The following is a 26005-nucleotide window of genomic DNA, read 5'->3' as shown; positions in this document are numbered from 1 at the left end:
TGGCTCGTGTCGTTCGTTCTCGTGAGGCGCAGGGGGTTTTGGCGAAGTGTCGCTGATGTTGCCGGACAGTGTCGAGTGGGTCCTGGAGATGCTGGGCTTCGACTGGCCGACCGCCGACGAGGACAAGTTGCGGGAGTCGGCGCGGGTCTGGCGGGACTTCGCGGACCAGGTGGACGAGTTGCACTACCGGGGTGTGAGTGCGGCGAACGGTGTGCTGTCGAGCAACTCGGGTGACAGCGTGGATGCGTTCCGGGCGACCTGGGGGAAGTTCTCGGGCGGGGGTTCGGACGGGTATCTGGCTGATGCGGCGATGGCGGCGCGGTTGATCGCCGGGGCGTTCGAGGCCGCGGCGGTGATCGTGGTCGCGTGCAAGGTGGCGGTGATCGCTCAGTTGGTGGCGTTGGCGGTGGAGTTGATCGCTGCTCAGGCTGCTGCGCCGTTCACGTTGGGTCTGTCGGAGTTGGGTGCGGCGGGGGCGACGGCGGCGACGAGGATGATCGTTCGGCGTCTGTTGAAGGAGCTTCGGCAGGCGTTGATGGAAGCGATCATGGAGACCTTGAAGGAGCCGGCGGTGTCGGCGGTTCAGGGGATGATCAGTGATCTGATCGCGCAGACGGTGAATCAGAACTTCGGTGCGCAGAGTGGTTACGACCTGGGGCGGACGGCGAAGCGCGGCGCGGAGGACTTCACGGAGTCCGTCAAGAACTCGGGTCAGACGTTCACCGAGTCGTTCCGTGACGGCCTGGGTTCGCGTGCCGGTGGGCATGTGCGGAGCGGCATCGACCATGCTGCCGGGCACGGGGACTCGTCGTCGGGTGGGCACGAGGGGGCGGGCTCGGGGAACGAGCGGTCCGGGAGCGAACACGCCGGGAGCGAGCGGTCCGCGACGGGCGGGGGAGGGGACTCGTCCGGGTCCGGCGGCAGCGCCGGCGGTGGTGGGTCGGTGCCGTCGGGCGGGCACACGAACTCGTCCTCCGGGGGCGGGAGTTCGTCGAACGGCGGGCCTTCGCAGCACGGTGCGAGCGGCGGCGGTCCTTCGCTGAGTTCGTCCGGCTCGGGGGACTCGCACGCCGGTGGGTCCCCGGAGCACGGGTCGAACGGCGGGAACCAGCAGAGCGCGCCGCCCCGTCCGCCGCGAGCCGACAGCGGACCGGCGCTCGACCCGTTCGGCACCCGCGTCGGCGCCGACCACCAGCCCCCGGCCCACGACGCGACCGCAGGCGCGTCCGCCACGTCGCACGACGGTGCGTCCCGGACGGGTGCGGACGGTGTGAACTCGCCGAGCCAGGGCGGGCATTCGGGTGCGGGGGTGGGCGCGGGGACGTCGTCGCCGTCGCCGTCGTCGCATGACGGTGCGTCGCGGACGGGTGCGGACGGGGCGGGTCCGGCCGGGGCCGATGGTGGTCGTCCGGCTGGGCATGATGGTGTGCCGCATCGGGCGGAGCCGGATGGCGGGCGGCCTGCCGGGCACGAGGGTGCGGGGCGTGGGCCCGAGAGTCACGGGTCTGCGCGCGATGGTTCGTCGTATACGGGGACGGATGGTTCGTCGCATCGGTCGGAGCCTGATGGTGGTCGTCCGGCCGGGCATGATGGTTCGTCGCATCGGTCGGAGCCTGATGGTGGTCGTCCGGCCGGGCATGATGGTTCGTCGCATCGGTCGGAGCCTGATGGTGGTCGTCCGGCCGGGCATGATGGTGCGCCGCATCGGTCGGAGCCCGATGGTGGTGGTCCGGCTGGGCACGAGGGTGCGGGGCGTGGGCCCGAGAGTCACGGGTCTGCGCGCGATGGTTCGTCGTATACGGGGACGGATGGTGTGCCGCATCGGTCGGAGCCGGATGGTGGTCGTCCGGTGGGGCATGATGGTTCGTCGCATCGACCGGATGCCGATTCGGGTCGTCTGGCCGGGCACGAGGGTGCGGGGACGCCGTCGTCGCACGACGGTGCGTCGCAGACCGGTGCTGATGGTGGGCGTCCGGGTGGGCAGGACGGTCCGTCGCGTGGGCCCGAGCACAAGTACCAGCTGTCGTACGACGAGCATGCGCTGAACGGCGACGTGGTCAAGGACTCCAACGGTGTCAAGGTCGTCACCGACCGGATGAGCACCCCGTACCTGAGCCCCGCCGCCACCGACTTCAACGACTCCACCAGCAAGCCGGGCTTCACCGTGCACCAGCCGGGCGTCGGCGACAGCTTCGGGCCCGATCCGGTGCGTGGAGGTGACTCGCCGTCGGGTCCGTCGCACGGGGCCGATCCAGGTCGCCCGCACGACGTTCCCGGGCCGCAGCATGCCGGGATCGCGGCGAACGAGCCCGGGCCGTCGGGCGGAGCGCCGGGGTCGCAGCACGAGGGTTCCGGCGGCGCCGACACGCGGCCGCCGGTCGGGGCTCCTGTCACGGCCGGAGGTACGCCCCCGTTCCGGGTCGGCGACCAGCGGAACGGCGACTCGGACTCCACGCACACGAGCCAGGTGCCGCCGCGCCTGGACGTGGCCGGTCTCGGCGCCACCGCCACGGCACCGCCGCCGCACGCCGGTTCCGACCATCGGCCGGGCACCGGCGCCAACCCGACGCCCGGCCCCGACGGGACCGGCCCCGTGGGCGGGGCCGGTGCTGCGGGTGGCGGTGCGCCGATGGGCGGTGGCGCGATGCCGACCGGCGGCACCCCGTCCGGTTCGGGCACGAGTCGACCGACGTCCGGGCCGAGCGTCACCCCGACAGTGCCGGGCCAGGGCCAGGGGCCCACCCGCCAGGGCCAACAGCCCAGCGGCAACTCCACGTTCACGCCGCGCCCGGCTGCCGACCGCCCCGACCCGCGAGCGGCCTTCGGCCAGCACTCGGGCCCGGACACAGCCCGCCCCGCCGCGAGCCACCCCGACGGCGGACGCCCGGATGCGGGTCGTCAGGACGGGGGCCGGCTGGGGCCGGTGCGTCCCGACACGGCTCGCCCTGATTCGGGTCGGCCGGATGCCGGGCGCACTGATGCGGGTCGTCCGGACAGCGCCCGTCCCGCTTCGGCGGGCCCTGATGGCACGCGGTCGGACGGTGGTCGGCCGGATTCGGCGCGCCCGGATGGCGGCCGCCCTGACGTGGCACGTCCCGATGGTGGACGCCCGGACGCGGGTCGTCAGGACGAGGGCCGGCTGGGGCCGGTGCGTCCCGACCACACGCGTCCCGACACGGCTCGTCCCGACACGGGTCGGCCCGATGGTGGGCGGCCGGATGCCGGGCGTACTGATGCGAGTCGTTCCGATGGCGCTCGTCCCGACACGGCGCGCCCTGACGGCAACCGGCCGGATTCAACTCGCCCGGATGGTGGCCGTTCTGACGCGGCGCGCCCGGACGCGAGCCGTCCCGATGCTGCGCGTCCTGATGTGGCTCGTCCGGACAACACACGTCCCGATACGGCGCGGCCGGACACAGGCCGGCCGGACGGCGGTCGTCCCGACGCTGCACGTCCCGATGCGGCGCGGCCGGATGGCAGTCGGCCGGACTCAACTCACCCCGACGGCAGCCGCCCCGACGCGGCGCGTCCTGACGGCGGCCACCCCGACGCGGGCCGTCCCGACGCCGATCGGCCGGACACCGCACGTCCCGACGCGGACCACCGCCCCGACGCCGACCACCGCCCGGACGCGGACAGTTCGCACCCCGACGCCCCGGCACACCCCGACGCCACGCCCGACGGTCACTCCTCGCGGCCGGACGGTCTCGCCGGCAGCCGGCCGTACGACACGCCCGGTGGGTTGGAGCGGCCGGATCCGCAGCATCAGGTGGATCTGGAGAGTCGGGTGCCGCGGAATCCGGACGGGACGCCGCAGCGGCATCCGGATCCGAACGGGGACTGGCCGGGGGCTGTCAACGGGGACGGGCACCGGGCGCCGGGGCGGGACAACAACTGCCTCGACGTGGCGCTGTCGACGGCGGACACGTACAGCGGGAATCCGACGGCGGCCGCGCCGCGCCGTGATGGCGGGTCGGAGGGTGAGCGGGGCGGTCGGGACCGGGCGGAGAGTCAGCTCGGGGCGCCGTTCCGGGACATGGGCAACGGGGATCCGGCGTTCCGGCGGATCGAGGACCGGTTGCGCCAGGACGGGCACGGCTCGCAGGCGGTGATCATCACGCAGGACGCCGACGGGCGGGCCCACGCGTGGAACGTCGTGAACCACAACGGCAGGATCACCTACCTGGACAACCAGACCGGCCAGCGCAGCGACAAGCCGCTGCACGACGGTGACCACGGCGTGTTCGCGATCACCCTGGACCCGGACCGCCGGCCGACGAACGAGCACGGCGCGAACGAGCACGGCGGATCCGAGAACGGCACCGGCGATCACAGCACTGCCGACCGGCGGCCCGAGGATCCGGCGGGCAAGAACAAGGCCGAGGACGACCCGGAGGGCGGCGCGGCCAAGAAGAAGGCGAAGCACGACGGGGACGGGAACGCAGCGGCAGGCCCGTCGCACGACGGCTCGCACGACAACACGCCCAAGACCGACAAGCAGGTCGTCGACGAGCGCCGCGCGAACGACCCCGACCACCCGATCCACGAGGCGGACCGCACGGAGGAGCACCTCGGTCCGAAGGAGGGGACGAAGGACGAGATCTACGGCGTCAAGCCGGACGACGCCCAGCAGGCGCTGCGGCAGAGCAACGACGTCCGGCAGCTCGACATGGATCACGTCTACGACCGGCTGAACGACTGGGCGACCAGCGGCGACCTCGGCAGCGTGCTGGACAACAGCAAGGCGGGGAACCCGAAGACGTTCAACCGGAAGGACCTGGAGGACGCGCTGCCCGGGTTCAAGGAGATGAGCCCGGGCGAGCAGGGCGCGGCGGTCGCGGCGATGGGCCGGATGAGCGACGAGTTCCACAAGAACCACGGCGTGGGCGCCAGCCCCGAGGCGATGTCGTACCCGTACAACGCCGACCCGCGGGTGCCGGGCACCGCTCCGGGCGAGGCGGACCAAGCGAGTCGCGGCGGCGTCGACCACTCGACGTCCAAGGGCGAGGCGGGGCTGAAGCAGTCGCAGGACTACCAGGACGTCCGGAAGGAGATCAAGGAGGCGTTCGGGAAGCGCAGCATCCAGGGCGCGGTCGCCCAGGCCGGGCACCGGCCGGACCTCACCGGGCGCAACTACGCGGTGATCGAGGTGTACGACCCGAAGACGAAGCAGGTCAGCTTCGTCGTGGACAGCTCGGTGCCGCCCAGCACCCCGCGGGCCGGGATCACGCCGCTGCACTCCGAGACGCACCTCGGCGGCTGGATGGACCACCTGAAGGCGACCCGGGACCAGAAGGACCAGCCGGAGGTGCTCAGCCTCTACACGGAGCGCGAGCCGTGCGGCATCGGCAAAGGTCACGCGGACTGCTCCGGCTACCTGTCACGCGATCAGACCGGGGTGCCGGTCTACTATGCGACCGGGTACCGCACGGATCCGAATGCCGGCGCCACCCTTCCTGCCGGCCAGCTGACGGCCAAGCAGAAGATGGACCGGGACTTCGGCGACCATGTGGCAGAGGTGGGCCGGGCCTGGATGGAGATGGAGAAGAAGCGCCAATCCTCCTGAGTGCCTCGTCACCGCAGCGACGAGCGAACATGAGCCAGTGAGCAAGGGAGTGGCCGGATGACCGGGCGCGACGAGACGGCGGTGGCGGCGGCGATCGCCACTGCCACCGAACGACTGCAGGGCGGCAGCCGGGGTCGGCTCCACGTGACCGGCCCGGCCGGCAGCGGGAAGAGCGCGGTGCTCGCGGGCATCGCCGAGGCGTTCCCGGCGGCGATCGCGATCGACGCCGCCGGGCGCAGCGCCGACTCCGTGGTGCAGGAACTGTCCGACCGCACCGGCGCGTTGCGGCGTCGCGGCTTCGGCACCCTGGACGACCTGGAGCGGGCGCTGCGCCGCGATCGGACGGCCCGCACCGTGCTGCTCGCCAATACCCAGCAGGCGGGTTCGCTGGCCTGCGGCGGCGAGGCCGTGCGACTGCGGGCCGTGGTCGGCGCGCTCACCACGGCCGCCCAGGAGGGCCGGCTGCAACTGGTCGTCGAACAGCCCGAGCCCCCCGCGCCGCTCGACGCCGAGCCCACCGCGTACTGGCTGGAGGTGCTCCGGCTGTCCGGCGGCACGGGCCACGACGAGCTGACGGCGCTGACCGCCGCCGTCCCGCCGCAGAGCCTGGCCGCTCTGCGGGCGCTGGCCAACGCCCAGCTGCGCCGGGTGCCGGTGGCCGCGTGGGCCGAACTGTGCCGGGCCGCCGACGTGCCGGTGACCGAGGCCGATCTGCTGGCGCTCGCCGCCGAGCCGCTGGTGCGGGAGGCGGACGGCACGGTCGGGTTCGACCGCCCCGCCCTGGTCGAGGAGTTGCAGTACGCGCCGGTCGAGGCCGCCGCGTTCCACGTCCGGATGACCGAGCACCTGTCGGCCGCCGACCTGACCGCCCCGTGGGCCGCCCGTTCGCTGCCCGGCCACGCCGCCGCGTCCGGACGCTTCGACGACCTGCTCGACGATCCGCGGGCCCTGGCGCACGTCCCGCAGGACGCCCTGACCGAGGCGCTGCGCACCGCGTACGCCGACGGCGCCTTCCGGTACGGCACTCCTGCCGCCGCGCTGCGCCACCTCGTCGGCTACGGCCTGGCGGGCGCGCCGCACGGCGAGTGGGTCGCCTGGCTCGCCCACGACGCCCACACCCGCGGCCGGTTCGACCGCGCCGAGGCGCTCGCCGCGGCCTGCCCCGAGCCGTTGACGTTCCGCACCGTGTGGTCCCGGTGGAGCCCCATCGGCGCGTTCACCCCCCGCACCGGGCCCTGGCACACCGAGGAGATCGACCGGGTGTACGCCGCCGAACTCCGGGGCGCGCCCGTCGTGGTCACCGAGGACGAGGAGGAGAACGGCTGGGTCCGGGACGCCGCGACCGGCGAGCTGATCGGCCCGGCGGACAGCGGACTCGGGCCCGGCAGCGCCACCCTGACGGTCCGTCCGGGCATCGGCTACGCCACCGTCCTGGACGGCCCCGACGGCGCGCCGCTCGGACTGTTCCACCACCCGGACGCGGAGACCGCCGGCGCGGTCGGCGACCTGCTGGTGCTGGCCGGCGTGCGCGGCGCCTACGCCGTCCGACCGGACGTCGGGCTGCTGCGCGACGCGCCCGCACACCGCCTGGTCCCGCTGGTCGGCTCGTTCGGCCGCCAACTGCCCCGCCCGTACGACCCCGCAGCGACCCCCGACCTGCGGCAGCTGCTCGAACAGGCCTTCGGCGCCGAGGGGTTGCACCCGATCGACCCCGTCCCCGACGGCATCACCCACGGCCCGACCCGCGAACTGCTCGCCACCGTCGGCCTGCCCGCCGTCGACAGCCCCACCGGCTACTGGCTCACCCCCGGAGCCCAGCTCCCCGCCCGCCCCTGGCCGGACGGCGTCGAACAGCTCGGCACCGGCCCGTACCACCTGCTCGGCGGCTGGCTCGGCGCCGACCTGGTGCTGGACGGCAGCGACGGCCGGGTGCTGCGCATGATGCCCGCGCACTGGCCCGACACCGCTCGCCCCCGCGAGCCGCTGATCGGCACCACGCTGGAACGCTTCCTCACCATGATCGCCGTCCAGGCCCAGTACCTGACGGCCTACTGGCCCCGCGAGGCGGACAGCAACGACCTGCTCTCCGAACTCCGCACCCGCCTCGCCGGAATCGACCCCGACGCCGCCGCCACCGACAGCTGGCAGCACGTCCTCGAACCCGACACCTGGGCCTGACCCTCCCCGACGCCCCGCCCCCCGACCGGAGAGATCGACGTGACCGACACGACCGCCGCCCACCAGCCCCATCCGTACCTCGGCGGCCGGGCGGCAGCGCTGCGCACCCTGGCGGCCTGGCGGGCCGGCACGGCCGACGCGCCGCGCACGGTGCTGATCACCGGCGACAGCGGCAGCGGCCGAACCCGGCTGCTCACCGCGTTCCTGATGCTCAGCGACCCCGCCCACCGCGCCCGCATCGACACCACCACCCTCGACCCGGCCACCGTCCCGCCCGCCGACCTGCCCGCACCCCCCGTCCTCGACGCCACCGGCCTGACGGCCGTCCAACTGCGCTGGCTGCTCGCCGACACCTTCGCCCCCGGCACCGACCGGTCCGAACACCTGCCCGCCGTGCTCGCCGGGCTCGGCACCCCCCAGCAGCCGCAGACCGTGGTCGTCGCCGACATCGACCGGGCCGGCCTGCTGACCGGCACCGACGAGGCCGCCAGAATCACCACCGAGGTGCTGCTGCCGCTCGCCCTCAACCCCGGCGTCCGCCTGCTCGCCGACCTGCCCCGCACCGAGGCCGACCGGCTCGCCAAGGACGTCCCCGCCGGCCAACTGCGGATCCTCGACCTCGACCAGGACCCGTGGCGCGACCCCGACGCCCTGCTCCGGCAGGCCGAACTCGCCGTCCCCGACCTCACCGTGGCCCGCCAGCTCGCCGCCGTCGCCGACAGCCCACTGGTGGTCCGGCTGGCCGGCTGGTCCGTCCAGGCCCACCCCGCCGGCCCGCTGCCGCTGCCCCGCAGCGCCGGCGACGCCCTGGACCTGCACGCCGAACGCTGCGGCAACGACGAACTGACGCTGCGCCGACTGCTCGCCCCGCTCGCCCTGGCCGGCCCCGGCGAACCCCTGCCGTTCGACCTGTGGGGCCCCGTCGCCTCCGCCGTCGCCGGCAAGGACCTCGGCCCCGCCCTCGCCGCCGGCCGCGACCTGCTGCTGCCGTTCTTCGACCTCGCCAGCACCGCCGCCGGGACGCCCGGCGCGCGCATCGTGCACCCCGCCGTCGCCGACGAGATCCGCGAGCGCCTCGGCCGCACCGCCCGCGAAGTCCACCGCCGGATCGCCACCGCGCTGCTCGCGACCGTCCCCGGCGGCCACCCCCGGCGGTGGGCCGCCGCCGCCCCCTACGTCCGCGAACAACTCGCCGGACACGCCCTGCATGGCGGCCTGCTCGACCAACTCCTCACCGACCCCGGCTTCCTGCTGCACGCCGAACAGCACCGGCTGCGCGCCGCCGTCGACCGGCTCGCCGCCGACCCGACCGCCGACCTGCCGCCGCTCGGCCGGACCTGGCTGCGCCTCGCCCCGCTGTTCACCCGCCAGGAACTCGACGTCGAACTGCGCGCCGCCCTGCTCGACCACGCCGCCTGCCAGGACGGCCTGCCGAGCCTCGACACCACCGGCCTGGACGTGCCCTGGCACACCCTGTGGGCCCGACCGCTCACCGGCGTCGACGCCGTCACCGCCGCCGTCCGCCCCGACGGCAGCCACCTGCTGGTCGCCCACCACCCGGGCCGGGAACCGGAGTTGACGGCCTACGACGCCCGCACCGGCGAGGCCGACCACACCGACCCCGGACAACTCGCCCGCCCCGACGGCGAGCAGCGCGCCGCCGGCGCCCTCGCGCTCAGCATCGGCAGCGACTACGTCCGGCTCTGGCAGCGCGGCGCCGACGGCGCCGTCACCGGGCCGAGCGCCGCGTTCCTGTCCGCCGCCCCGCTGGCCGGCGCCGACCTCACCCCCGACGGGCTGCTGCTGATCGCCGACGCGCACGGCGTCTCCGTGCTGCGACCTGCGGTGCTCTCCGCCGAGGTGGCGGCGCATCCGGTCGGACCGTGACCGTCGACCGTCCATTAATGTGAACACCGACCAACCGGCTCCGAAGGAGAACGACCGCGTGACGACCCGTGAGCAGGCCATCGAGGCGGCCCACCAGTGGATCAACGGCGCCCGGCCCGAGGAGCAGTGGCACCGGATCGGCGTGCACGAGTTCGACCTCGGGTGGGTGCTGTGGCCGATCCCCGACGCCGAACCCGACCGGCCCGTCGGCGAACGCCGGGCCCCCGCCGAGATCGGCACCGCCTGCGCCGTCGTCGACCGGGAGACCGGCGAACTCACCCACTGGCCCTCGGTGCCCGTCGACGAGGTCGTCCAGCTCTACCGCGACAAGCTCGGCGCGGGCAGCCACGACCCGTCCCGCCCGCCGGTGGTCGGCCCCGGCGCCTCCGTGGTCCTCACCTACCGGGACGCCGCCGGCGAACAGCAGAGCCTGTTCCAGCTCTCCGCCCCCGGCGCCGGCCACCCCGAGGTCCGCGCCTGGCGCACCCTCCAGCAGCAGGGCGTCCGCCCCGAGGACGTGCTGTCCGTCTACACCGACCTGCGGCCCTGCGAACTGCCCGGCGGCTACTGCGCGTCCGTGCTGCTCGCCGAACTCCCCACCGCCACCTTCGACTACGGCCACGCCTACGGCCCGCGCTACGACCGCCGGGCCGCCGCCGTCCGCGCGCTCACCGACGCCACCGAGGACACCTTCCGCCGGGCCGGCCGCCCCGTCCCGCCCAGGCCCAACCGGATCCCGTTCCCGCGCGCCGTGCCCGTGGCGGCCCCCGAGAGCGACCACGACCTCGGTGCCCGGCTCGACGCGCAGTTCGGCACCGACCGGATCCACCGCCACCAGGGCCCCGTCCCCGCCGCGCTGCCCGCCGCCACTGCGGCCACCCTCGCAGAGGCCGGACTGCCCGCCGACGTCCCCTCGTTCTTCCACCACCTGCCCGGCCTGCCCACCGTCGTCGACCACCTGACCGCGACCGGCCGCGGCGCCCGCGTCCCCGACCGGACCCGCGCCCTGCTCGCCGACTACCGCCTGCTCGGCGACGACGGCCACGCGCTGATCGCCGTCCAGTGCGGCGACGGCGGCACCGGCACCGGAGCGGGCATCGGCCGGATCTGGGCCGTCGACCCCGACACCGGCACCGGCCGCTACCTCAACACCGACCTCCCCGCCTACCTGCGTTCCCTCGCCCTGCTCGCCACCCGCCACCCCGCCCTGCACGGCCTCGACCCCCGGACCGCCGGCCTCGCCGTCGACGCCTTCCAGCACGACCTGGCCGCCCTCGACCCCACCGTCTTCAGCGACCCGGAGAACTGGTGGGCCGTCATCGTCGAACAGCTCTGGGACGGCCTGCTCTGACACCTCGTCAGTCCCCGGCGCCGCCCTCCACCGCCGGGGACGGCGCGGCCGGCAGATCTGTCCCGTCGCTGAAGGAGATGCGCCCGTGGAGGATCCGGAGTTCGTCGTGCAGGTGGCCGAGTCCGAGGCCAGGGGGCGCGAAGTCCTGCACGCGGTCGTATCGGTGACCGGGCTGAGCTTGTGGCACAGCAAGCTCCTGCTGGACAGTGCCCCGGCGACGGTGCTGGAGAAGGGCCCGTTCGCCGAGGCCGTCGCCGCGGCCCGGCGACTCCAGGAGGTCGGCGTGCCCGCAACTGTCCGCTGCACCTGGTGCGACAGGGCGGTGCCCCGCGACGGGACACCGCTCGACCCCGGCCCGTGCGCATCCCGCCACTGGCCCACCGCCCACTGCCGGGCGAACTCCCTGACCAGCTGCGACTGCGGGTTCTGCCGCGCCTGTGGGCCCGTCTACTTCACCCGCTGACGTCGCTCGACGTCTCGCGGGGGAAGCGGTCGCCCAGGACGAACGCCGTGGGCCAGGGCTCGCTCAGGATCTTGCCGAGCAGGGGGTCGCTGGACTCCAGCACCTCGCTGACACGGCCACGAGCTGTCAGAACTCCGCCGGCAGGCCCTCCGCCACCAGTGCGACGGCCTGTTCGGCGGTGGCGACCTCGACGGTCTCGTGGCTCGACCGGCTGCTCCGGACCAGGAAGCCTCCGTCCGACAGCGGGTCGATGGCCCCGCCGACCGGTTGGAACGGGAAGCGCGGGACGGCGGAGAACCACAGCCTGTAGTGGCTGGTCACGGGCGTCAGTCGGCGCAGCCGGGGCTCGGCGAAGGCGGCCTCGAACATCGCCCGGTAGCCGAGGGGGTAGCGGTGCAGCGCCCGGGTGTCGAAGCGGCCCAGATCCTGACGCCAGATCAGTTCCACTTCGTCGAGCGGCGCACGCTCGTGCGCGAACGCCCAGTCGTGGACGACCAGGAACGGTGCGACGTCCCGGACGCCGGCGAGGTCGGCCCCCGCCAGCCAGGCGGCCACCGCGCGAACCGCCTCCGCGAGGTCCGGGGCGTGGCCGTTGGCGAGCGTCACCCCGGCGCGCCGCACGGAGACGGCGGGACCCGCGTCGGGTATCCAGGTGCGGATCCAGGCCCGGTCGTCGGTGTCGACGTCCCGGAACTCGGCCCACGAGCGGCCGAGTTGTTCCGGCGCGGGCAGCAGCAGCCCGAGTTCGGCCGCGACCTGGTCGAGGCGCGCACCGAAGGCGGCAGCGGCGGCCTCCCGCTCGGCGGCTCCGGGATCGTCGGCTCCGGGATCATCGGATGCGTTGGTCACACCGCAGTGTAGGAGGCAGGCGGGTCGGACGGGGCGTCAACTGCGGTAACCGACCGGGGATCCCTTCCGAAGCGGCCCGACGGCGCTCGCGGCCCGGGCCCGCATGCCTCGCGTCACGTCGCTCGCTGCACTGTCCGCCCGTCGCCCGGCGGGAGTGGGCCCGGCTGGTCCCACCACCAGGGCAGGGCGGTGTGCGGCCAGTTCGGATCGGGGCGGAAGCCGCACCAGGTGGCGTCGAACGGGAAGGCACCGGTCTCGGCGAGTGCGATCATCCGCTCGCCCTCGGCCCGGACGGCGGCGGCGCCCTCCTCGGTCCAGAAGAACGGCTGCCCGGTCTGCTCGGCGAACTCGTCCTTCCAGCGCCAGTTGCGGTCGGGAGTCACCAGGACGTCCAGGGCCTGGTCGATGTGGTCGGTCCCGCCGCTCCACCGCCCCACCGGGGATTCGAGGTTGACGTACCAGCCGACGAACGAGCCGCCCGGATCGAAGGACCACCACACCGAGTGCGCGGCCTCGGACGGGGCGAGGATGAGCGCGCCGTAGGGCTGCCCGGTGGACGGCACGGCCAGCGTCGGCAGACGCATCTCGTCGGCCGGCGGCAGCGACCGGGTGGGCGCCTTGTCCAGGGTGACCCGCTGTACGGTCGCCGACCCGGCGCCCGCCCGGACGAGCAGCCCGCGGTCGTCGTCGGCCACGACCCGCCCGCACTGGAGCGACCCGATCCGGCCGTCCGGACAGAGCCCTCGGCGCACCACGGTCCGTCCGATCCCGATCCTCATGCCACGCAGCGTAGGCGGTCGGCCTCGGACGTCCTTCCAGAGGACTTCGGAGCCGGTTCTCCACCGGCGCGCGGGACGCGGGCACGGTTGCCGCGTCCAGCAGCGGCGTCGCCGTGCGGTCAGCGCACCACTGTGCGGGCGACGCGGAATCCCACGTCGTCGACACGGAAGGTCGGGTGGCTGCGGCGTCGCACGGAGGCTCGGCAGCTCCAGTGCTCGTCGAACCAGCCGCCGCCACGCAGGACCCGGTAGCTGCCGTAGACCTCGGCGTCGTAGAGGTCCCAGCACCACTCCCACACATTGCCGAGCATGTCGTGGAAGCCCCACGGATTGGGCTGCTTGCGGCGCACCCCGTGGATCCGGCCGTTCGAGTTGCCTCGATACCAGGCGATCTCCTCAAGGGGGCCGTACCGCGGTCCCGTGGTCCCGGCGCGGCAGGCGTACTCCCACTCGGCTTCTGTCGGCAACCGGTACCCGTCCGCGGAGGCATCCCACTCGACGGGCCCGCCGTCGGCCTGAACACGGTAGGCGGGCGCGAAGCCGTCGCGCTCGGACAGCGCGTTGCAGAATCGGACGGCGTCCCACCAGGACACACTCTCGACGGGTATCCGGTCCCCGTGGGCGGCGCTCGGACGCTGATCGGTGATCCGGTCGTACAGCGCCCGGGTGACCGGAGCCGCCGCGAGCCGGTAGCACGCAAGCTCGACTGCCCAGCTGCGCTGCGTCCGCCGATCCGACAGGACGACCTGCCCGGCGGGGACATCGATCATCTCGGGCTCTGCGCTCGTATCCATGAATCGAGGACGCTACCGGAGTCTCCCGGACCGGATGCGGCAGGCCGCGACCCGACGTGTCGTCATGCCCGCCGGAGACACTGCGCTGCCGGACGTCAACTGCGCTCGGAGGAGCGGCGTTTGCGGGTGCGGCCGATCGCCCAGCCGGTGAGGGGGGCGACCATCAGGGCGGCCGCCGCGGTGTCGACGCGGGAGGTCCAGCGTTCCCGGGAGGCGCTCGGGAGGGTGCCGAGCGCCGGGGCCACGTGGCCCGCCGGGTCGGTGGTGACGGTGACGGTGGCGCCGACGCGGTAGGAGGAGCTGAGGTTGCCGTCGACGGTGGCGGTGATCGGGGGGCCGTCCAGGGCTTCCAGGGTGAGACGGGGGTAGGAGTTGTTGTTGGCGTCGAACTCCGTGGTGACCTTGGCTATTCGGGCGCGCTGCTCTATGCCGTGGTGCCGCAGGGCGCGGATGTCGAGCAGGTAGGTGTGGGCGACCAGCAGGACGACGGCGAGGGAGGCGACCACGATCATCCAGCCCGTCGGGTCCTGCCGGGACGCCGGCCAGACGGCCAGCAGGATCAACAGACCGGCGATCACCACGGCCGGCGTCGCGACCTGGGCGCCGAACCGGTAGGAGAAGGCGGCCAGTTCGCGTCCGGCGAGAACCACGGCGGCCCAGACCAGCGCCGCCAGGGCCGCATTGCCGACCGCCCGCCCCACAGTGCGCATCGTCTCGCCCCTCCCCGGGTCGCCGCAGGTGACGGGACCACCGTACGCGCCCGCTCGGACAGCGGCCCGAAAGTTACAGGCGGGCGGACCGGAGCGCGGAGGCCCGGAACGCTCGCGAAGAGCACAGGTCGGAGCGGGCGAAGGGGCGTCAATGCGGCGCGGTGCGACGGGAGTTGGTGGCGCGCGGAGTCTGCCGCCGGAGGCCTTCGGCGGCTACCATCGGCCGAACCCGCTGCGGGAGCGCTCCCACGACCCGGTTCCCGCAAAGGCCCCGGTCAGCCCGCCGCACCCGGCAGGCGGACACCTCTCTCCCACCCGAGAGCACCCCCCGGAGGACACCCCGTGCACACCCCCGAGCGCCACCGGCGCAGCACCGTCCCACCGACCGCCGCCGAACCGGCCGCCAGGACCGGCCGCCCCTCCGGCCGAGCCGCCGTGCTCGCGCTGGCCGCCACGGCGACCGCCCTCGGGCTGGTGACCGGCGTGCAGGGCGGCGCCGATGCCGCCGTGCAGGGCAGCCTGCCCGCGGGCACCCAGTTCTACCGGGACCCGGCCTCCCAGGTCGTCAAGTGGGTGGCCGCCAACCCCGGCGACTCCCGCACCCCGGTGATCTCCAAGCGGATCGCCAGCCAGCCGCAGGCCATCTGGTTCAGCAACTACCGCCCCACCACCGTCACTTCCGACGTCCGTGCGGTGACGGCCGCTGCCGAACAGGCCGGGCGGACTCCGGTGCTGGTCGCCTACGCCGTCCCCAACCGGGACTGCGGCGGCGCATCCGCCGGCGGGGCGCCGGACCTCGCCTCGTACGACGCCTGGGTCGGCAAGTTCGCGGCCGGGCTCGGCAGTTCACGCTCCATCGTGGTCCTCGAACCGGACTCGATCGCGCTCACCACCTGCCTCAACGCCCAGCAGCAGAGCGACCGCTTCGCCTCGCTGGCGCGCGCCGTCAGCACCATCCACGCCGCCAGTCCCGCCGCCAAGGTGTACCTGGACGGCGGCCACTCCACCTGGAACTCCGCGGGCGAGCAGGCCAACCGGCTGCGCAGCGCCGGCGTGCTGAACGCGGACGGCTTCTTCAGCAACGTCTCGAACTTCAACACCACGGCGGGCGAGTCCGCCTTCGCCCACAACGTGCTCTCCGCGCTCGGCAACCCCGGCAACCTGCACGCCGTCATCGACACCAGCCGCAACGGCAACGGCCCGGCCGGCAGCACCTGGTGCGATCCGTCCGGGCGCGCCATCGGCAACTACCCGACGGCGAGCACCGGGGACAGCGCGATCGACGCCTTCCTGTGGATCAAGCCCCCGGGCGAGGCGGACGGCTGCGCGGCCGCCGCCGGCACCTTCGTCCCCGACATCGCCTACCAACTGGCGGTGAACGCGGCCGACCCGAGCAGCCCGCCGAGCACCCCGCCGGCGTCCAGCCAGCCGCCGACCTCGCAGCCGCCCACCTCGCAGCCGCCGACGAGTCAGCCGCCGAGCGGTGGGACGTCGTGCTCGGTCGCGTACCGGGTGAGCTCCTGGAGCGCGGGCTTCACCGGGGACATCACGGTGAAGAACACCGGCAACGCCACCATCTCCGGCTGGAAGCTCGGTTGGACGTTCCCGGGCGACCAGAAGGTCACCAGCGCCTGGAACGCCACCGTCGTACAGAGCGGGGCCGCCGTCACCGCCACCGACCTGGGCTACAACGGCACCCTGGCGGCCGGTGCGTCCACCGCGTTCGGGCTGCAGGCGACCTACGGCAGCAGCAACACCGCCCCGAGTGCCTTCACCCTGAACGGAACCGCCTGCACCCTCTCCTGAACCCTCCCGGCCCGCCGTCCCGCCTCGCCGTCCCGGCCCCGGGTCGGCGGGGCCCGGGCCTACGGGCGGAGTTGAACGGCCGTCACCATCACGTACCCGACCAGCAGCCCGAACAGGCACACCGCCGTCACATAGCGCGGCGTGAACGGCAGCCCGGCGAGCGACGGGTACAGCAGCACTGCGCCGCCCGCCGCCAGGTCCGCCAGGTAGAGGCCGTCCGGCGGGACGATGCCCGTGCTGTGCGCGGCCCAGCCGGTGGCGATCAGAAACCCCGTCAACAGGGTGAACCCGGACAGCAGTCCCGAGCCGATCGCGCCCAGCGCGGGATGCGGGTCCGGCGGCGGCTCGCCCTCCGGCGTCCGCGGACGGACCCGGTGCGCCATCGCGAGCGCGCCGACGGCCAGCGTCATCGAGGCCAGTGCGCCGAGCAGCGGAGAGGGATTCATCGGCTCCTCCTGGAGAACGCGAGATGCTGCCCGGCCAGCGCGGCGAGCGCCGCCGGCAGCAGAACGGTGAGGACCAGCACGGTCGCCCACACCGACGGCTCGATCGCCGCCGGGGCGGACAGCCCGGCCGGTGGCGGTGGCGCGGCGACCGCCGTCGAAGGGGTGGGGGTGGGGTGCGACCGGACCGCCGGCGGGGGCGGGACCGCGGCGGGCGCGGTCGTCCGGTGCGCGGCGAGCGGCGACTGACGGGACGTCGTGGGGTGCGGTGCGGGGGCGGCCGTCGTCGGCGTCGGGGTCGGCGTCGTCGGGGCGGGATGCGACGAGGGAGTGGGGGTGGGTGTGGGAGTGGCGGCCGGGCTCGGGGTGGGTGACGAGCTGTGCGTGGGGCTGGGGCTGGGCGTGGGGCTCGGGTGCGGGCAGTGCCAGGGCGGCGGGTACGGGTGCACGTGTGGTGGCGGCGGCAGCGACGGCAGGTGCGGGAACGGCGGTGGGAACACGCCTGGGGCAGGGTCCATTGCCCGATCCTCCGGCTGCCGCCGCCCCGCCGACACCGCTCCCCGATCAAACCCCACGGGGCGGTGAAAGCCGTCAACCGTTCCGCCGCCCCGGCCGGAATGCCCGATCGATGACGATGCGTCAGTTCGAGCCGGGCTCGTCGGAGTTGGCCGGTCGGAGGGTGTCGAGGCGAGCCAGTTCCTCGGCCGAGAGCCGCAGCGCGCCCGCGGCCACGTTCTCCGCGAGGTGCTCCGGATCGCCGGTCCCCGGGATCACCAGCACGTGCGGCCCCTGCTGCAAGGTCCAGGCGAGGCGGACCTGGGCGACCGAAGCGCCGTGCGCACGGGCGACGGCGTGCACCGCGTCGTGGTCCTCGGCGGTCGGACCGGACTCGCGTCCGGCCCCGGCGATCGTGAAGAACGGGACGAAGGCGACGCCGAGTTCACCGCAGAGCCGCAGCAGCGCCCGGTCCTCGTCGGACGCGCCGAGACCGAAGGGGTTCTGCACGCAGACGACCGGCGCGACGCTCCGGGCCTCGGACAGCTGCTCGGCGGTGACGTTGGAGACGCCGAGATGGCGGATCAGCCCGGCCTCGCGCAGTTCGGCCAGAGCGCCGAAGTGCTCGCCGATCGAACCGGTCCGGCGGCTCGGTGGCACCCGCAGGTTCACCACGTCCAAGTGGTCGCGGCCGAGTTGACGGAGGTTCTCCTCGACCTGGCCGCGAAGCTGCGCCGGCGTGGCCCACCACCAGGCGCCCGAGGGGTCCCGACCCGGCCCGACCTTGGTGCTGATGACCAGCTCCTCCGGGTAGGGCGCCAACGCCCGGTTGATCAACTCGTTGGCGGAACGGGTCGCCGAGAAGTAGTACGCGGCGGTGTCGACCTGGTTCACCCCGAGCTCGACCGCCCGCCGGAGCACCCCGATCGATCGGTCGCGGTCACGCGGCGCCCCGCCGTGGAACGGCGCGGTGCCCGTCAGCCGCATCGCGCCGAACCCGAGGCGGTTGACGGTCCGGTCGCCGAGACGCCAGGTGCCGGCGGCGGGTGCGGGTGCGGGTGCGGTGGTCGTCGGTGAGTTCATGGCAGGGGTCTCCCTTGGCAATCGGGTAGTGGTGGGGTGGGCGCCGGCGCGTTTCGGAGTGCTCGGTGCGGGCCGGTCCCGGGCATGAAAAAAGCCTCCTCGGCGGATCGGGATCCGCGCCGAGAAGGCTCAGGTGATGGTCGGGATTCTAGCAGGCGGGGGAGACGGAGCGGCGGAATGGCTGCGTGCTGCGTGTGTACGGCCGTCCCGCCGGCTCGGCGACCTTCGCGAGAAGCCAATGCGGCTGCCCCTGAACGGAGTTCGGTGGTCCCTGCGGGCTCCGGGAAAGCGGGGGCGCGGCACTGACGGGACGGCCGTGCGGTGTGCGCGCGTGGTCGTCCCGTCGACTCAGTGGCCTTCGTGGGCGGTCAGGGCCGCTGCCCCGTCCCGGAGTTCGAGGGCATCGTCCGGAGCGGCGGAGTCCGAGCGCCGACCGGGAAGGACCGCCGCGGTCAGGGCGACGGCGGCGACGGCGAGGACCGGCCAGCCGGTGCCGAGGACCAGGGCGAGGACGGCGGGGCAGCAGACCAGGGCGGCCAGGCGGGGGAGTCCGTCGAGGATCCGGATCGCGGCGGCCGTGCAGGCCAGGTAGACGGAGAGGAAGAGCGCGGTCGGCACCGCCACCAGCTGATCCGTCGTCAGGACGCCCGAGCCGACCAGGGCGATCAGCGGGCCGCCGGTCAGTGCGGTGGTGGCCACCACCGCGTACGAGCCGCGGCGGCCGGGGGTGGGGGTGGGCGGGAGCAGGGCGTCGGTCAGCTCGGCGGCGCCGGTCAGGTAGGTGTTGGTGGCGGCGAGGGTGAGGACGAGGGCCGCGCCGACGGCGAGGACGCGGCCGCTGTCGCCGATCGCGGCGCGCATCAGGTCCGCGAGCGGGACGGCGCCGCCCGCGTCCGGGCCGAGGACGGCGACGGTGGCGGCAGCGAGGCCGAGGCAGAGCAGCGACGTCACGACGAAGGCGATCAGCACCACCAGACGCAACTGCCGGTGCGGGTCGCGCAGGCGGGTGGTGAGCGAGGCGGCGGCCTCCCAGCCGACGAAGGCGAACATCAGCGGCGGTGCGGCGCGCGCCACCCCGGCCCAGCCGTGCGGGAGGAACGGCGTCCAGTTGGCGGCGCGGGAGGACGGCGCGGAACCGAGCATGGCGAACAGCACCAGCGCCACCAGGACGGCCACCAGCACCATTTGGAGTTTCACGCCGGTGCGCACGCCCACCAGTCGGACCGTCAGGACCAGGCCCAGCAGCACCAGGGCCGCCGGCACCGCGGTCGACTCGCCCGCGCCGATCGCCGCCGCCGCGTAGCTGCCCCCGATCAGGCAGACCACCGGAGCGCCCGCCACCACGCCCGCCAGGAAGCACCAGGCGGCGGCGCGTCCGGCCCGTTCGCCGAGGCCGGCGGCGGTGTAGCCGGCGACGCCGCCGGCCGAGCCGACGCGGGTGCCCAGCGCGCAGAACACGACGGCTATCAGCCCCGACAGCACCAGCAGGGCCAGCCACACCAACAGGGAGGCGGGTCCGGCGGCGCGGGCCGCCAGCCCCGGGAGCAGCAGCAGGCTGGGGCCCAGCAGGGCCCCGATGTACAGTGCGGACGCCCCGGCGGTGGACAGCGGGGGACGGCCTTCGGCGATCTTCTCGGGCATGTGCCGATTGTGGCCCCGAACGTGCGGCACGCGATGGCGAATTTCGCCGTGCGGGGCGCGTGAAACGGCAGAATCGCTCGCCTGCCGGCCGCTAGGGTGCACGGCATGCCGAGCCAGCAGTACGACCGCATCGACCGTGCCATCCTGGAGCACCTTCAGCGGCACGGCCGCACCGCCAACGTCGATCTCGCCGAGGCCGTCCGGCTCTCGCCGTCCTCCGCGCTGCGCCGCACCAAGGCGTTGGAGGCGGACGGGGTGATCGCCGGGTACCGGGCCGAACTCGACCGGGAGCGCGTCGGGTTGGGCCTGACGGTGTTCGTCTCGCTGCGGGTCGAGCAGCACTCCCGGGAGACCTCGCGGCAGATCGAGCAGCGGCTGACCGAGATCCCCGCAGTGGTGGCCTGTCATGTGGTCTCCGGCGAGGCCGACTTCCTGGTGGAGATCGCGGTGCCGGACCTCGCGACCTACGAACTGGTGCTGCTGGACGAGATCCTGGCGATCGGTCCGGTCCGGGACGCCCGCTCCACCTTCGCGATCCGCACCATCCGCTCCCGGGGCCCGCTCCCGCTCGACCGCTGGCCGGCCGCACGCGGCCGCTGAGCGGGGGTGCAGTCCGGGCGGTCGCTGATCGAGGCGCGGGCCGGGCGGTCGCTGAGCGGGGCGCGGGCCGGGCGGTCGTCGCCGGCTTGATGATGAACCTTCACATTGCGGGCCGGGATGGTCACCGGACGGCAATGCAATCTTCACGACGGATTGTCTACCCGCATAGACCCCTGGGCTGCCACGCTGTGCCGGGTCCAAATTCCCTGCCCCGCCGCCCAGTCCAGGAGCTTCCCGTCGTGACGAATCGTTTCCTCAGCCGCTTCGCCACCCTCGCCGCCACCGCGGCCCTCGCCGCCGGAGCCGTCACGGCGAGCACCGGCACCGCCGAAGCCGCGCTGCCCACCCCGGTCTCCGCCGCCACCGCCCGCGGCTACCTCGCCCAACTCACCGTCAAGGCCGAGGACCGCACCGGCTACAGCCGCGACCTCTTCCCCACCTGGATCACCATCTCGGGCACCTGCAACACCCGGGAGACCGTCCTCAAGCGCGACGGCTCCAACGTCGTCACCGACGCGAGCTGCGCCGCCACCTCCGGCAGCTGGGTCTCCGCGTACGACGGCGTCACCATCACTTCGGCCTCCGGGCTGGACATAGACCACATAGTCCCGCTCGCCGAGGCCTGGGACTCCGGCGCCTCCGCCTGGACCACCGCCCAGCGCCAGGCCTTCGCCAACGACGTCACCCGGCCCCAGCTGCTCGCCGTCAGTGCCAGCACCAACCGTTCCAAGGGCGACAAGGACCCGGCCGAGTGGCTGCCGCCCGTCACCGGCTACCGCTGCACCTACGTCCGCGCCTGGGTACAGGTGAAGTACTACTACAGCCTCTCCGTCGACGCCGCCGAGAAGGCGGCCCTGACCAACGTCCTGGCGGGCTGCTGACCAACCGTCGGCGGCCGGGGCGTCGGCACTGCCCGCCGAGGCCCTGGCCCCGTGGCGGGCCGTCAGGATCCCGGGACGTTCCGCCGGGGTCGGGCGTCGTGCGTGGATCTGCGGAGAGGGTCTCGATAGGGTCTTTCCATGGAGCCACCATGCATCGAGGTCGGCGGGCCGCAGTTCGACTTCCTGCTGCAGGAGCCGCTGTCCCGGGCGCGTGGCGGGGACTCCCTGTAGGAGCAGTTCCTGCGCCGGATCCGGGCGGACGACGCGACGTGGGCGCGAGCCCGCGGGTGGGCGCCGGCGTTGTCGCCGGTGTTCCTCCGAACTCGGCGGACAACCGGGTGGTGCGCGCTTTGGTGCTGGAGCAGCGGGCGGTGGCGGGCCGTCAGGATCTCGGGACGTTCCGCCGGGGTCGGGCGTCGTGCGTGGATCTGCGGAGAGGGTCTCGATAGGGTCTTTCCATGGAGCCACCACGCATGGAGGCCGGCGGGCCGCAGTTCGACTTCCTGTTGCAGGAGCCGCTGTCCCGGGCGCGTGGCGGGGACTCCCTGCAGAAGCAGCTCCTGCACCGGATCCGGGCCGCCGTGCTCGACGGCCGGCTGCCGGCCGGTAGTCGGCTGCCGGGCTCGCGCGCCCTGGCCGAGAGCGTTGGGGTGTCGCGCAACACCGTCACGCTCGTGTACGAGGTGCTGAGCACGGAGGGCTACATCGAGCCGAGCCGGCAGGGCACCCGGGTCGCCGCGCTGGTCCGCCCGGAGCCGGCGGACCGTACGCACCCGACTCCGGCCGTGCCGGCCCGGCGTACTGGGCGGATCCGCCGGTCGGGCCCGGGCGGCGAGGCGTCCCTCGCCTTCGCGCCGGGGCTTCCCGCGCTGGCTCAGTTCCCGCTGGCGGCCTGGCGGCGTTCCCTGGACGGGGTGTTCCGGCAGGGCGGGACGGAACTGCTGGGCTACGGCCCGCCGCAGGGGGAGCCGGCGCTGCGGACGGCCGTCCTGCGGCACCTCGCGCTCGCCCGCGGCATGCGCTGCACACCGGAGCAGATCGTCATCACCGAAGGCGCGCAGGAGGCGCTGGCGCTGTGCGTCCGGCTGGTCACCGACCCGGGGGACACCGCCTGGGTCGAGGACCCGGGCTACCGCGGCGCGCAGACGGCGCTGGCCTGCGGCGACCTGACCGTGGTGCCCGTGCCGGTCGACCAGGAGGGCCTGCGGACCTCCGCCTCCGATTGGGCGGACCGCCCGCCCCGGCTGGTGTGCACCACGCCCGCGCACCAGTACCCGACGGGTGCGGTCCTCACCGCGTCCCGGCGTCTCGACCTGATCGAGAAGTGCCGGCGGCACGGCGCCTGGATCGTCGAGGACGACTACGACAGCGAGTTCCGCCACAGCGGCGAACCCCTCGCCTGCATGCAGGGCATGACGCCCGGCGCTCCCGTGTTCTACGTCGGCACGTTCAGCAAGACCCTGTTCCCCTCCCTGCGGATCGGGTTCCTGGTGCTGCCCGAGCCGCTCGTCGACCGGGCCGGCCCGGTGGTGGGCGAGCTGCTGCGCGGCGGGCACCGCCATGAACAGCTCGCCCTCGCGCACTTCATGGAGAGCGGCCAGTACAGCAGGCACCTCGCCCGGATGCGCCGCCTCTACCGCCGTCGGCGCGACGCGCTCAGGGCGGCGCTGGCCGAACACTTCGACGTGCCCCACACCGTGACCGGCGGGGACAGCGGGATGCACCTGACGGTGCGACTGCCGCCGAACGTTCCCGACCAGCGTCTGGCCGCGGCCGCCCGCCGCCACCGGATAGCGCCCCGGTCACTGTCCCAGCACTCCCTGGTCCCGGACTCCGGCCACAACGGCCTCGTCCTCGGGTACGGCAACACCCCCGAGTCGGCGTTCGCCCCGAACCTGCGCCGACTCGCCGATCTGGTCAGGGAGTTGGACTGACCTGCGGGCCGGGCAGCGGCAGCTCCCCCCGCTCGTGGACCAGTGGAGGCGGCAACGGCCGCGGGCTCAGCGGCAGTTCGAACAGGGCCCCGCTGCGGCTGGTGGGGACGGAGCGCACGAACTGCCAGCCGTGGGTGCGGTAGTAGGCGTGCAGGGCCGTGTTGTCGCTCCAGACGTTCACCCGCAGCACCTGCGCGCCCGCCCGGGCGGCCCGCCAGCGCGCCCAGTCGTTCAGCCGACCGCCGATGCCCTGCCCGGCGTACCGGCGGTCGACCGCGAAGGCGCTCAAGTAGGCGGCGGGGAAAGCCAGTTCCTCCGCCGTCCAGAGCCGGGAGCTGCCCACCGGCCGGATCGTGAGCGTGGCGACCACCTCGCCGGCGGGCTCCGGCATCGCCACCACCGTCGCGCCCCGGGCGATCCGGGCCAGGCCGCGCCGGGCGTCGTACGGGTCCGACCACTGCCGCGAGCCGTGCGTGCGGGCGATCCAGTCGGCGGCGGCGCTGCGCAGCTCGGCCAGCCGCCCCAGATCGGCCGCGAGCGCCGGGCGGACGTACAGCGGGAAGGGCGGCGTCAGCACGGTACGGCAGCCGTGAGCGGTTCGAGGGCGAAGCCCGCGTGCAGGGCCTCGACGAGCTGCTGTCCGTGCGGGGTCAGCCCGGTGCCGTCGGGGGCGGTCAGCGAGTAGCGGGCGACGATCCGGGCGATCGCCACGCCGGGCTGCAACACCAGTCCGAGGGAGGGGAGTTGGAGGAGGACGCAGTCGTCGGGCCCGCACTCCAGCAGGCCGAAGCCGTCACCGCAGCGCCGCAGCGCCCCGTCCTTGAGCCGGTGCAGGCCGCCGGTCGGCGCGGCGGTCACCCGTACCGGGCCGCCGGTGTGCCGCACCACCAACTGGCAGCCGTCGGCCGGGTCCTGACTCGGCTCGCCACCGGTGGTGCGGCCATGGCGCTCCAGGACATGGCGCAGCGCGGCGGGCAGGGCGTGCTGGGCGAGTTCGAGCTCACCGAGCAGCCAGGTCGAGCCCTGCATACGGGAGTTGACTTCGAGGAGCAGCGCGTCGTCCGTCCCGTCCAGCACGAAGTCGGCGCCGAACAGGCCCCGGTAGCCGAGGCCGGCGAGCGCGGCGCCGACCCGCCGGGTCTGCTCGGCGGCCCGGGCCAGCGCGCGGCCGGGCAGCAGGCCAGGGGCGGCGAAGTCGCAGCCCGAGTAGGCGCCGAAGGCCGCGCCGACGCCCTCGACCCGGGTCAGCTGGACGGAGGGGCGCATGACCCGGACCGTGCCGTCCGCCGAGACCAGGGCGTGCACGTTGACCGGGGCGCCATCGACGTACTCGCTCACCAGCCACGGCCCGGCCCCGGCGCCGATCCGGAGCAGGTCGGCCTCCTCGGTGACCAGATGGGTGCCCTTCCCGCCGGAGCCGCGCGGTGTCTGCACGACGTAGGTGTCGCCGAAGCGGCGGCGCAGCTGCCGGTGGTCGAGGGCGTCGACCACCGCGTCGGGCGGCGTCCGCACCCCCAGCGACCGCAGCCACGCCCGCTGCGCGGTCTTGTCCCGCAGGGCCGACAGCGGCGCCGACGGGGCCGGCTCCACCAGCCGGGCGCCGAGCTCTGCGAGGGGCGTGCGCCAGTGCGGCTGGAGCGCCTGGTACGAGAGCAGCGCCAACTCCCGCCGCAGCCGCGGCCGCCCGCCGGTCCGGGCGAGCTCGCGCAGCACCTGGTCGACCCCGACTCCCGTGGCGGTGTGGTCGCGCAGGCCGGTGGCCGCCTCCAAGGCGTGGAACTCGGCGTCGAACTCGTCCGCCCAACCGGCGTCCGGGGACTCCACGCTGAGCACGGTGGACAGGCAGCCGGTGCGCAGCAGCGGTAGCACGAGCAGGGGGCGGGGGCAGATCGAGAGCCCGGGGATCGCCCGCAACCGGTCGATCGCTTCGTCACAGGATGTGATCACCAGGTGATTATGGGAGCCTCCGGAGGGCTCGCCGTCGTGCCGGTGCGCTGCCGTGCTGGTGCGGGGCGCGCGGTGCGCGCGGACCTCACCCGAACGAAGGAGCGTGCCGAGTTGACGGTGCCGCAGTACGGCCTCGGGCCGGAGTGTCAGCAGAAGGCCGCCGGGTCCTGGAGCCAGATCCGGATGAGCTTGTGGGCCATCACGACGATCAGCGTCCAGAGCAGGAAGCGCCAGCGGGAGCGGCCGTGGCTCGCCGCCAGATGGCCGGCGAGGACCGTCAGGGCGAAGGCGGGGACAGTGATCAACAGGCGGAAGAGGAACAGGAATCCGTCGCCCCGGGTGGGCTGGTCGGTCGGGATGCAGGGGGACGGGTAGCGGAGAGCGAGCAGCACGAGCTCCCAACCGGCCCACCACGCGAGCGGAAGGCAGGCGAGCAGCCACCAGCAGCCGGGGCGGGAGCGCCCAGGAACCGCGGCGGGCTCCCGCCCGGCCCAGATGTCGTCGTCGTTCCAGGCCATCGGCCCTGCCCCCCATGCGCACGGCCGCCGGATGGTTCGCAGGCGACCTGATCGTCTTGGCGATATCGTGGTGAAAGCTT

The 26005-nt window shown here is 74.2% G+C and carries 20 protein-coding genes; 9 read left to right on the top strand and 11 right to left on the bottom strand.

Going from position 1 to position 26005, the window contains the following annotated elements; translation table 11 throughout:
- Positions 1-55 precede the first annotated feature (55 nt).
- The 5 genes from CG736_RS38495 (at position 56) to CG736_RS00610 (ending at position 11445) form a co-directional block, all read left to right on the top strand.
- A complete protein-coding gene (locus tag CG736_RS38495; RefSeq protein WP_304528202.1) occupies positions 56-5566 on the top strand; it encodes a toxin glutamine deamidase domain-containing protein in 5511 nt (1836 codons plus the stop codon).
- Positions 5567-5623: 57 nt separating this feature from the next.
- Positions 5624-7744 (top strand): SUKH-4 family immunity protein, encoded by a 2121-nt coding sequence (locus CG736_RS00625; protein WP_100584163.1) that lies wholly within the window; start codon positions 5624-5626, stop codon positions 7742-7744.
- Positions 7745-7783: 39 nt separating this feature from the next.
- Positions 7784-9631, top strand: a complete 1848-nt coding sequence (locus CG736_RS35785; RefSeq protein WP_157815338.1) for an ATP-binding protein — start codon at positions 7784-7786, stop codon at positions 9629-9631.
- Positions 9632-9689: 58 nt separating this feature from the next.
- Positions 9690-10982, top strand: a complete 1293-nt coding sequence (locus tag CG736_RS00615) for an SUKH-4 family immunity protein (RefSeq protein WP_157815337.1) — start codon at positions 9690-9692, stop codon at positions 10980-10982.
- An 85-nt stretch (positions 10983-11067) separates the two neighbouring features.
- On the top strand, positions 11068-11445 hold the full coding sequence (locus CG736_RS00610; RefSeq protein ID WP_198520305.1) for a ribosomal protein L7/L12: 378 nt from the start codon (positions 11068-11070) through the stop codon (positions 11443-11445).
- Between the two features lie 126 nt (positions 11446-11571).
- On the opposite strand, the gene CG736_RS00605 is transcribed toward CG736_RS00610, so the two are convergent.
- From CG736_RS00605 to CG736_RS00590, 4 genes are all read right to left on the bottom strand, one after another.
- Positions 11572-12294, bottom strand: coding sequence for a DUF6193 family natural product biosynthesis protein (locus tag CG736_RS00605; RefSeq protein ID WP_100584161.1), 723 nt, complete (start codon positions 12292-12294; stop codon positions 11572-11574).
- A gap of 113 nt (positions 12295-12407) precedes the next feature.
- Entirely contained in the window at positions 12408-13073 is a 666-nt protein-coding gene (locus CG736_RS00600) for a DUF402 domain-containing protein (protein WP_100584160.1), read from the bottom strand.
- Between the two features lie 119 nt (positions 13074-13192).
- Complete coding sequence (locus CG736_RS00595; RefSeq protein ID WP_100584159.1) at positions 13193-13867, bottom strand: SUMF1/EgtB/PvdO family nonheme iron enzyme; 675 nt, start codon at positions 13865-13867, stop codon at positions 13193-13195.
- A 95-nt stretch (positions 13868-13962) separates the two neighbouring features.
- The gene (locus tag CG736_RS00590) at positions 13963-14577 is read right to left on the bottom strand and encodes a hypothetical protein (protein ID WP_157815336.1); all 615 of its coding nucleotides are present in this window, start codon (positions 14575-14577) and stop codon (positions 13963-13965) included.
- Between the two features lie 342 nt (positions 14578-14919).
- On the opposite strand from CG736_RS00590, the gene CG736_RS00585 reads away from it, so the two are divergent.
- Positions 14920-16383 (top strand): glycoside hydrolase family 6 protein, encoded by a 1464-nt coding sequence (locus tag CG736_RS00585; protein WP_100584157.1) that lies wholly within the window; start codon positions 14920-14922, stop codon positions 16381-16383.
- A gap of 59 nt (positions 16384-16442) precedes the next feature.
- Here the strand turns inward: CG736_RS00585 and CG736_RS00580 are convergent, their stop codons facing one another.
- From CG736_RS00580 to CG736_RS00565, 4 genes are all read right to left on the bottom strand, one after another.
- A complete protein-coding gene (locus CG736_RS00580; protein WP_043912094.1) occupies positions 16443-16829 on the bottom strand; it encodes a hypothetical protein in 387 nt (128 codons plus the stop codon).
- On the bottom strand, positions 16826-17344 hold the full coding sequence (locus CG736_RS35780) for a hypothetical protein (protein WP_157815335.1): 519 nt from the start codon (positions 17342-17344) through the stop codon (positions 16826-16828). Before CG736_RS35780 ends, CG736_RS00580 begins: the two co-directional genes overlap by 4 nt.
- A gap of 121 nt (positions 17345-17465) precedes the next feature.
- Positions 17466-18404: an aldo/keto reductase gene (locus CG736_RS00570; RefSeq protein WP_100584155.1), complete on the bottom strand. Its 939-nt coding sequence runs from the start codon at positions 18402-18404 to the stop codon at positions 17466-17468.
- A 348-nt stretch (positions 18405-18752) separates the two neighbouring features.
- Positions 18753-20045: an APC family permease gene (locus tag CG736_RS00565; RefSeq protein ID WP_100584154.1), complete on the bottom strand. Its 1293-nt coding sequence runs from the start codon at positions 20043-20045 to the stop codon at positions 18753-18755.
- Between the two features lie 105 nt (positions 20046-20150).
- Between CG736_RS00565 and CG736_RS00560 the strand changes: the two genes are divergently transcribed.
- The 3 genes from CG736_RS00560 (at position 20151) to CG736_RS00545 (ending at position 23460) form a co-directional block, all read left to right on the top strand.
- Complete coding sequence (locus tag CG736_RS00560; protein WP_043912098.1) at positions 20151-20645, top strand: Lrp/AsnC family transcriptional regulator; 495 nt, start codon at positions 20151-20153, stop codon at positions 20643-20645.
- A gap of 239 nt (positions 20646-20884) precedes the next feature.
- Positions 20885-21526, top strand: coding sequence for an HNH endonuclease family protein (locus CG736_RS00555; protein WP_100584153.1), 642 nt, complete (start codon positions 20885-20887; stop codon positions 21524-21526).
- A gap of 458 nt (positions 21527-21984) precedes the next feature.
- Positions 21985-23460 carry a PLP-dependent aminotransferase family protein gene (locus tag CG736_RS00545; protein ID WP_198520304.1) on the top strand — a complete coding sequence of 492 codons (1476 nt, stop codon included), beginning with the start codon at positions 21985-21987 and terminating at the stop codon, positions 23458-23460.
- On the opposite strand, the gene CG736_RS00540 is transcribed toward CG736_RS00545, so the two are convergent.
- The 3 genes from CG736_RS00540 to CG736_RS35770 form a co-directional block, all read right to left on the bottom strand.
- Entirely contained in the window at positions 23444-24037 is a 594-nt protein-coding gene (locus CG736_RS00540; protein WP_100584151.1) for a GNAT family N-acetyltransferase, read from the bottom strand. The genes CG736_RS00545 and CG736_RS00540 overlap by 17 nt on opposite strands.
- Positions 24031-25407 (bottom strand): ATP-grasp domain-containing protein, encoded by a 1377-nt coding sequence (locus tag CG736_RS35775; protein ID WP_157815334.1) that lies wholly within the window; start codon positions 25405-25407, stop codon positions 24031-24033. The genes CG736_RS00540 and CG736_RS35775 overlap by 7 nt, the downstream gene beginning before the upstream one ends.
- Before the next feature lie 146 nt (positions 25408-25553).
- The gene (locus tag CG736_RS35770) at positions 25554-25925 is read right to left on the bottom strand and encodes a hypothetical protein (RefSeq protein ID WP_157815333.1); all 372 of its coding nucleotides are present in this window, start codon (positions 25923-25925) and stop codon (positions 25554-25556) included.
- Positions 25926-26005 lie beyond the last annotated feature (80 nt).

Origin of the sequence: Kitasatospora sp. CB02891 (assembly GCF_002803145.1) — a bacterium.
Classification (GTDB): Bacteria; Actinomycetota; Actinomycetes; order Streptomycetales; family Streptomycetaceae; genus Kitasatospora; species Kitasatospora griseola.
The sequence above is the reverse complement of the archived record's forward strand: the minus strand, read 5'-3'. Positions and strand labels throughout refer to the sequence as shown.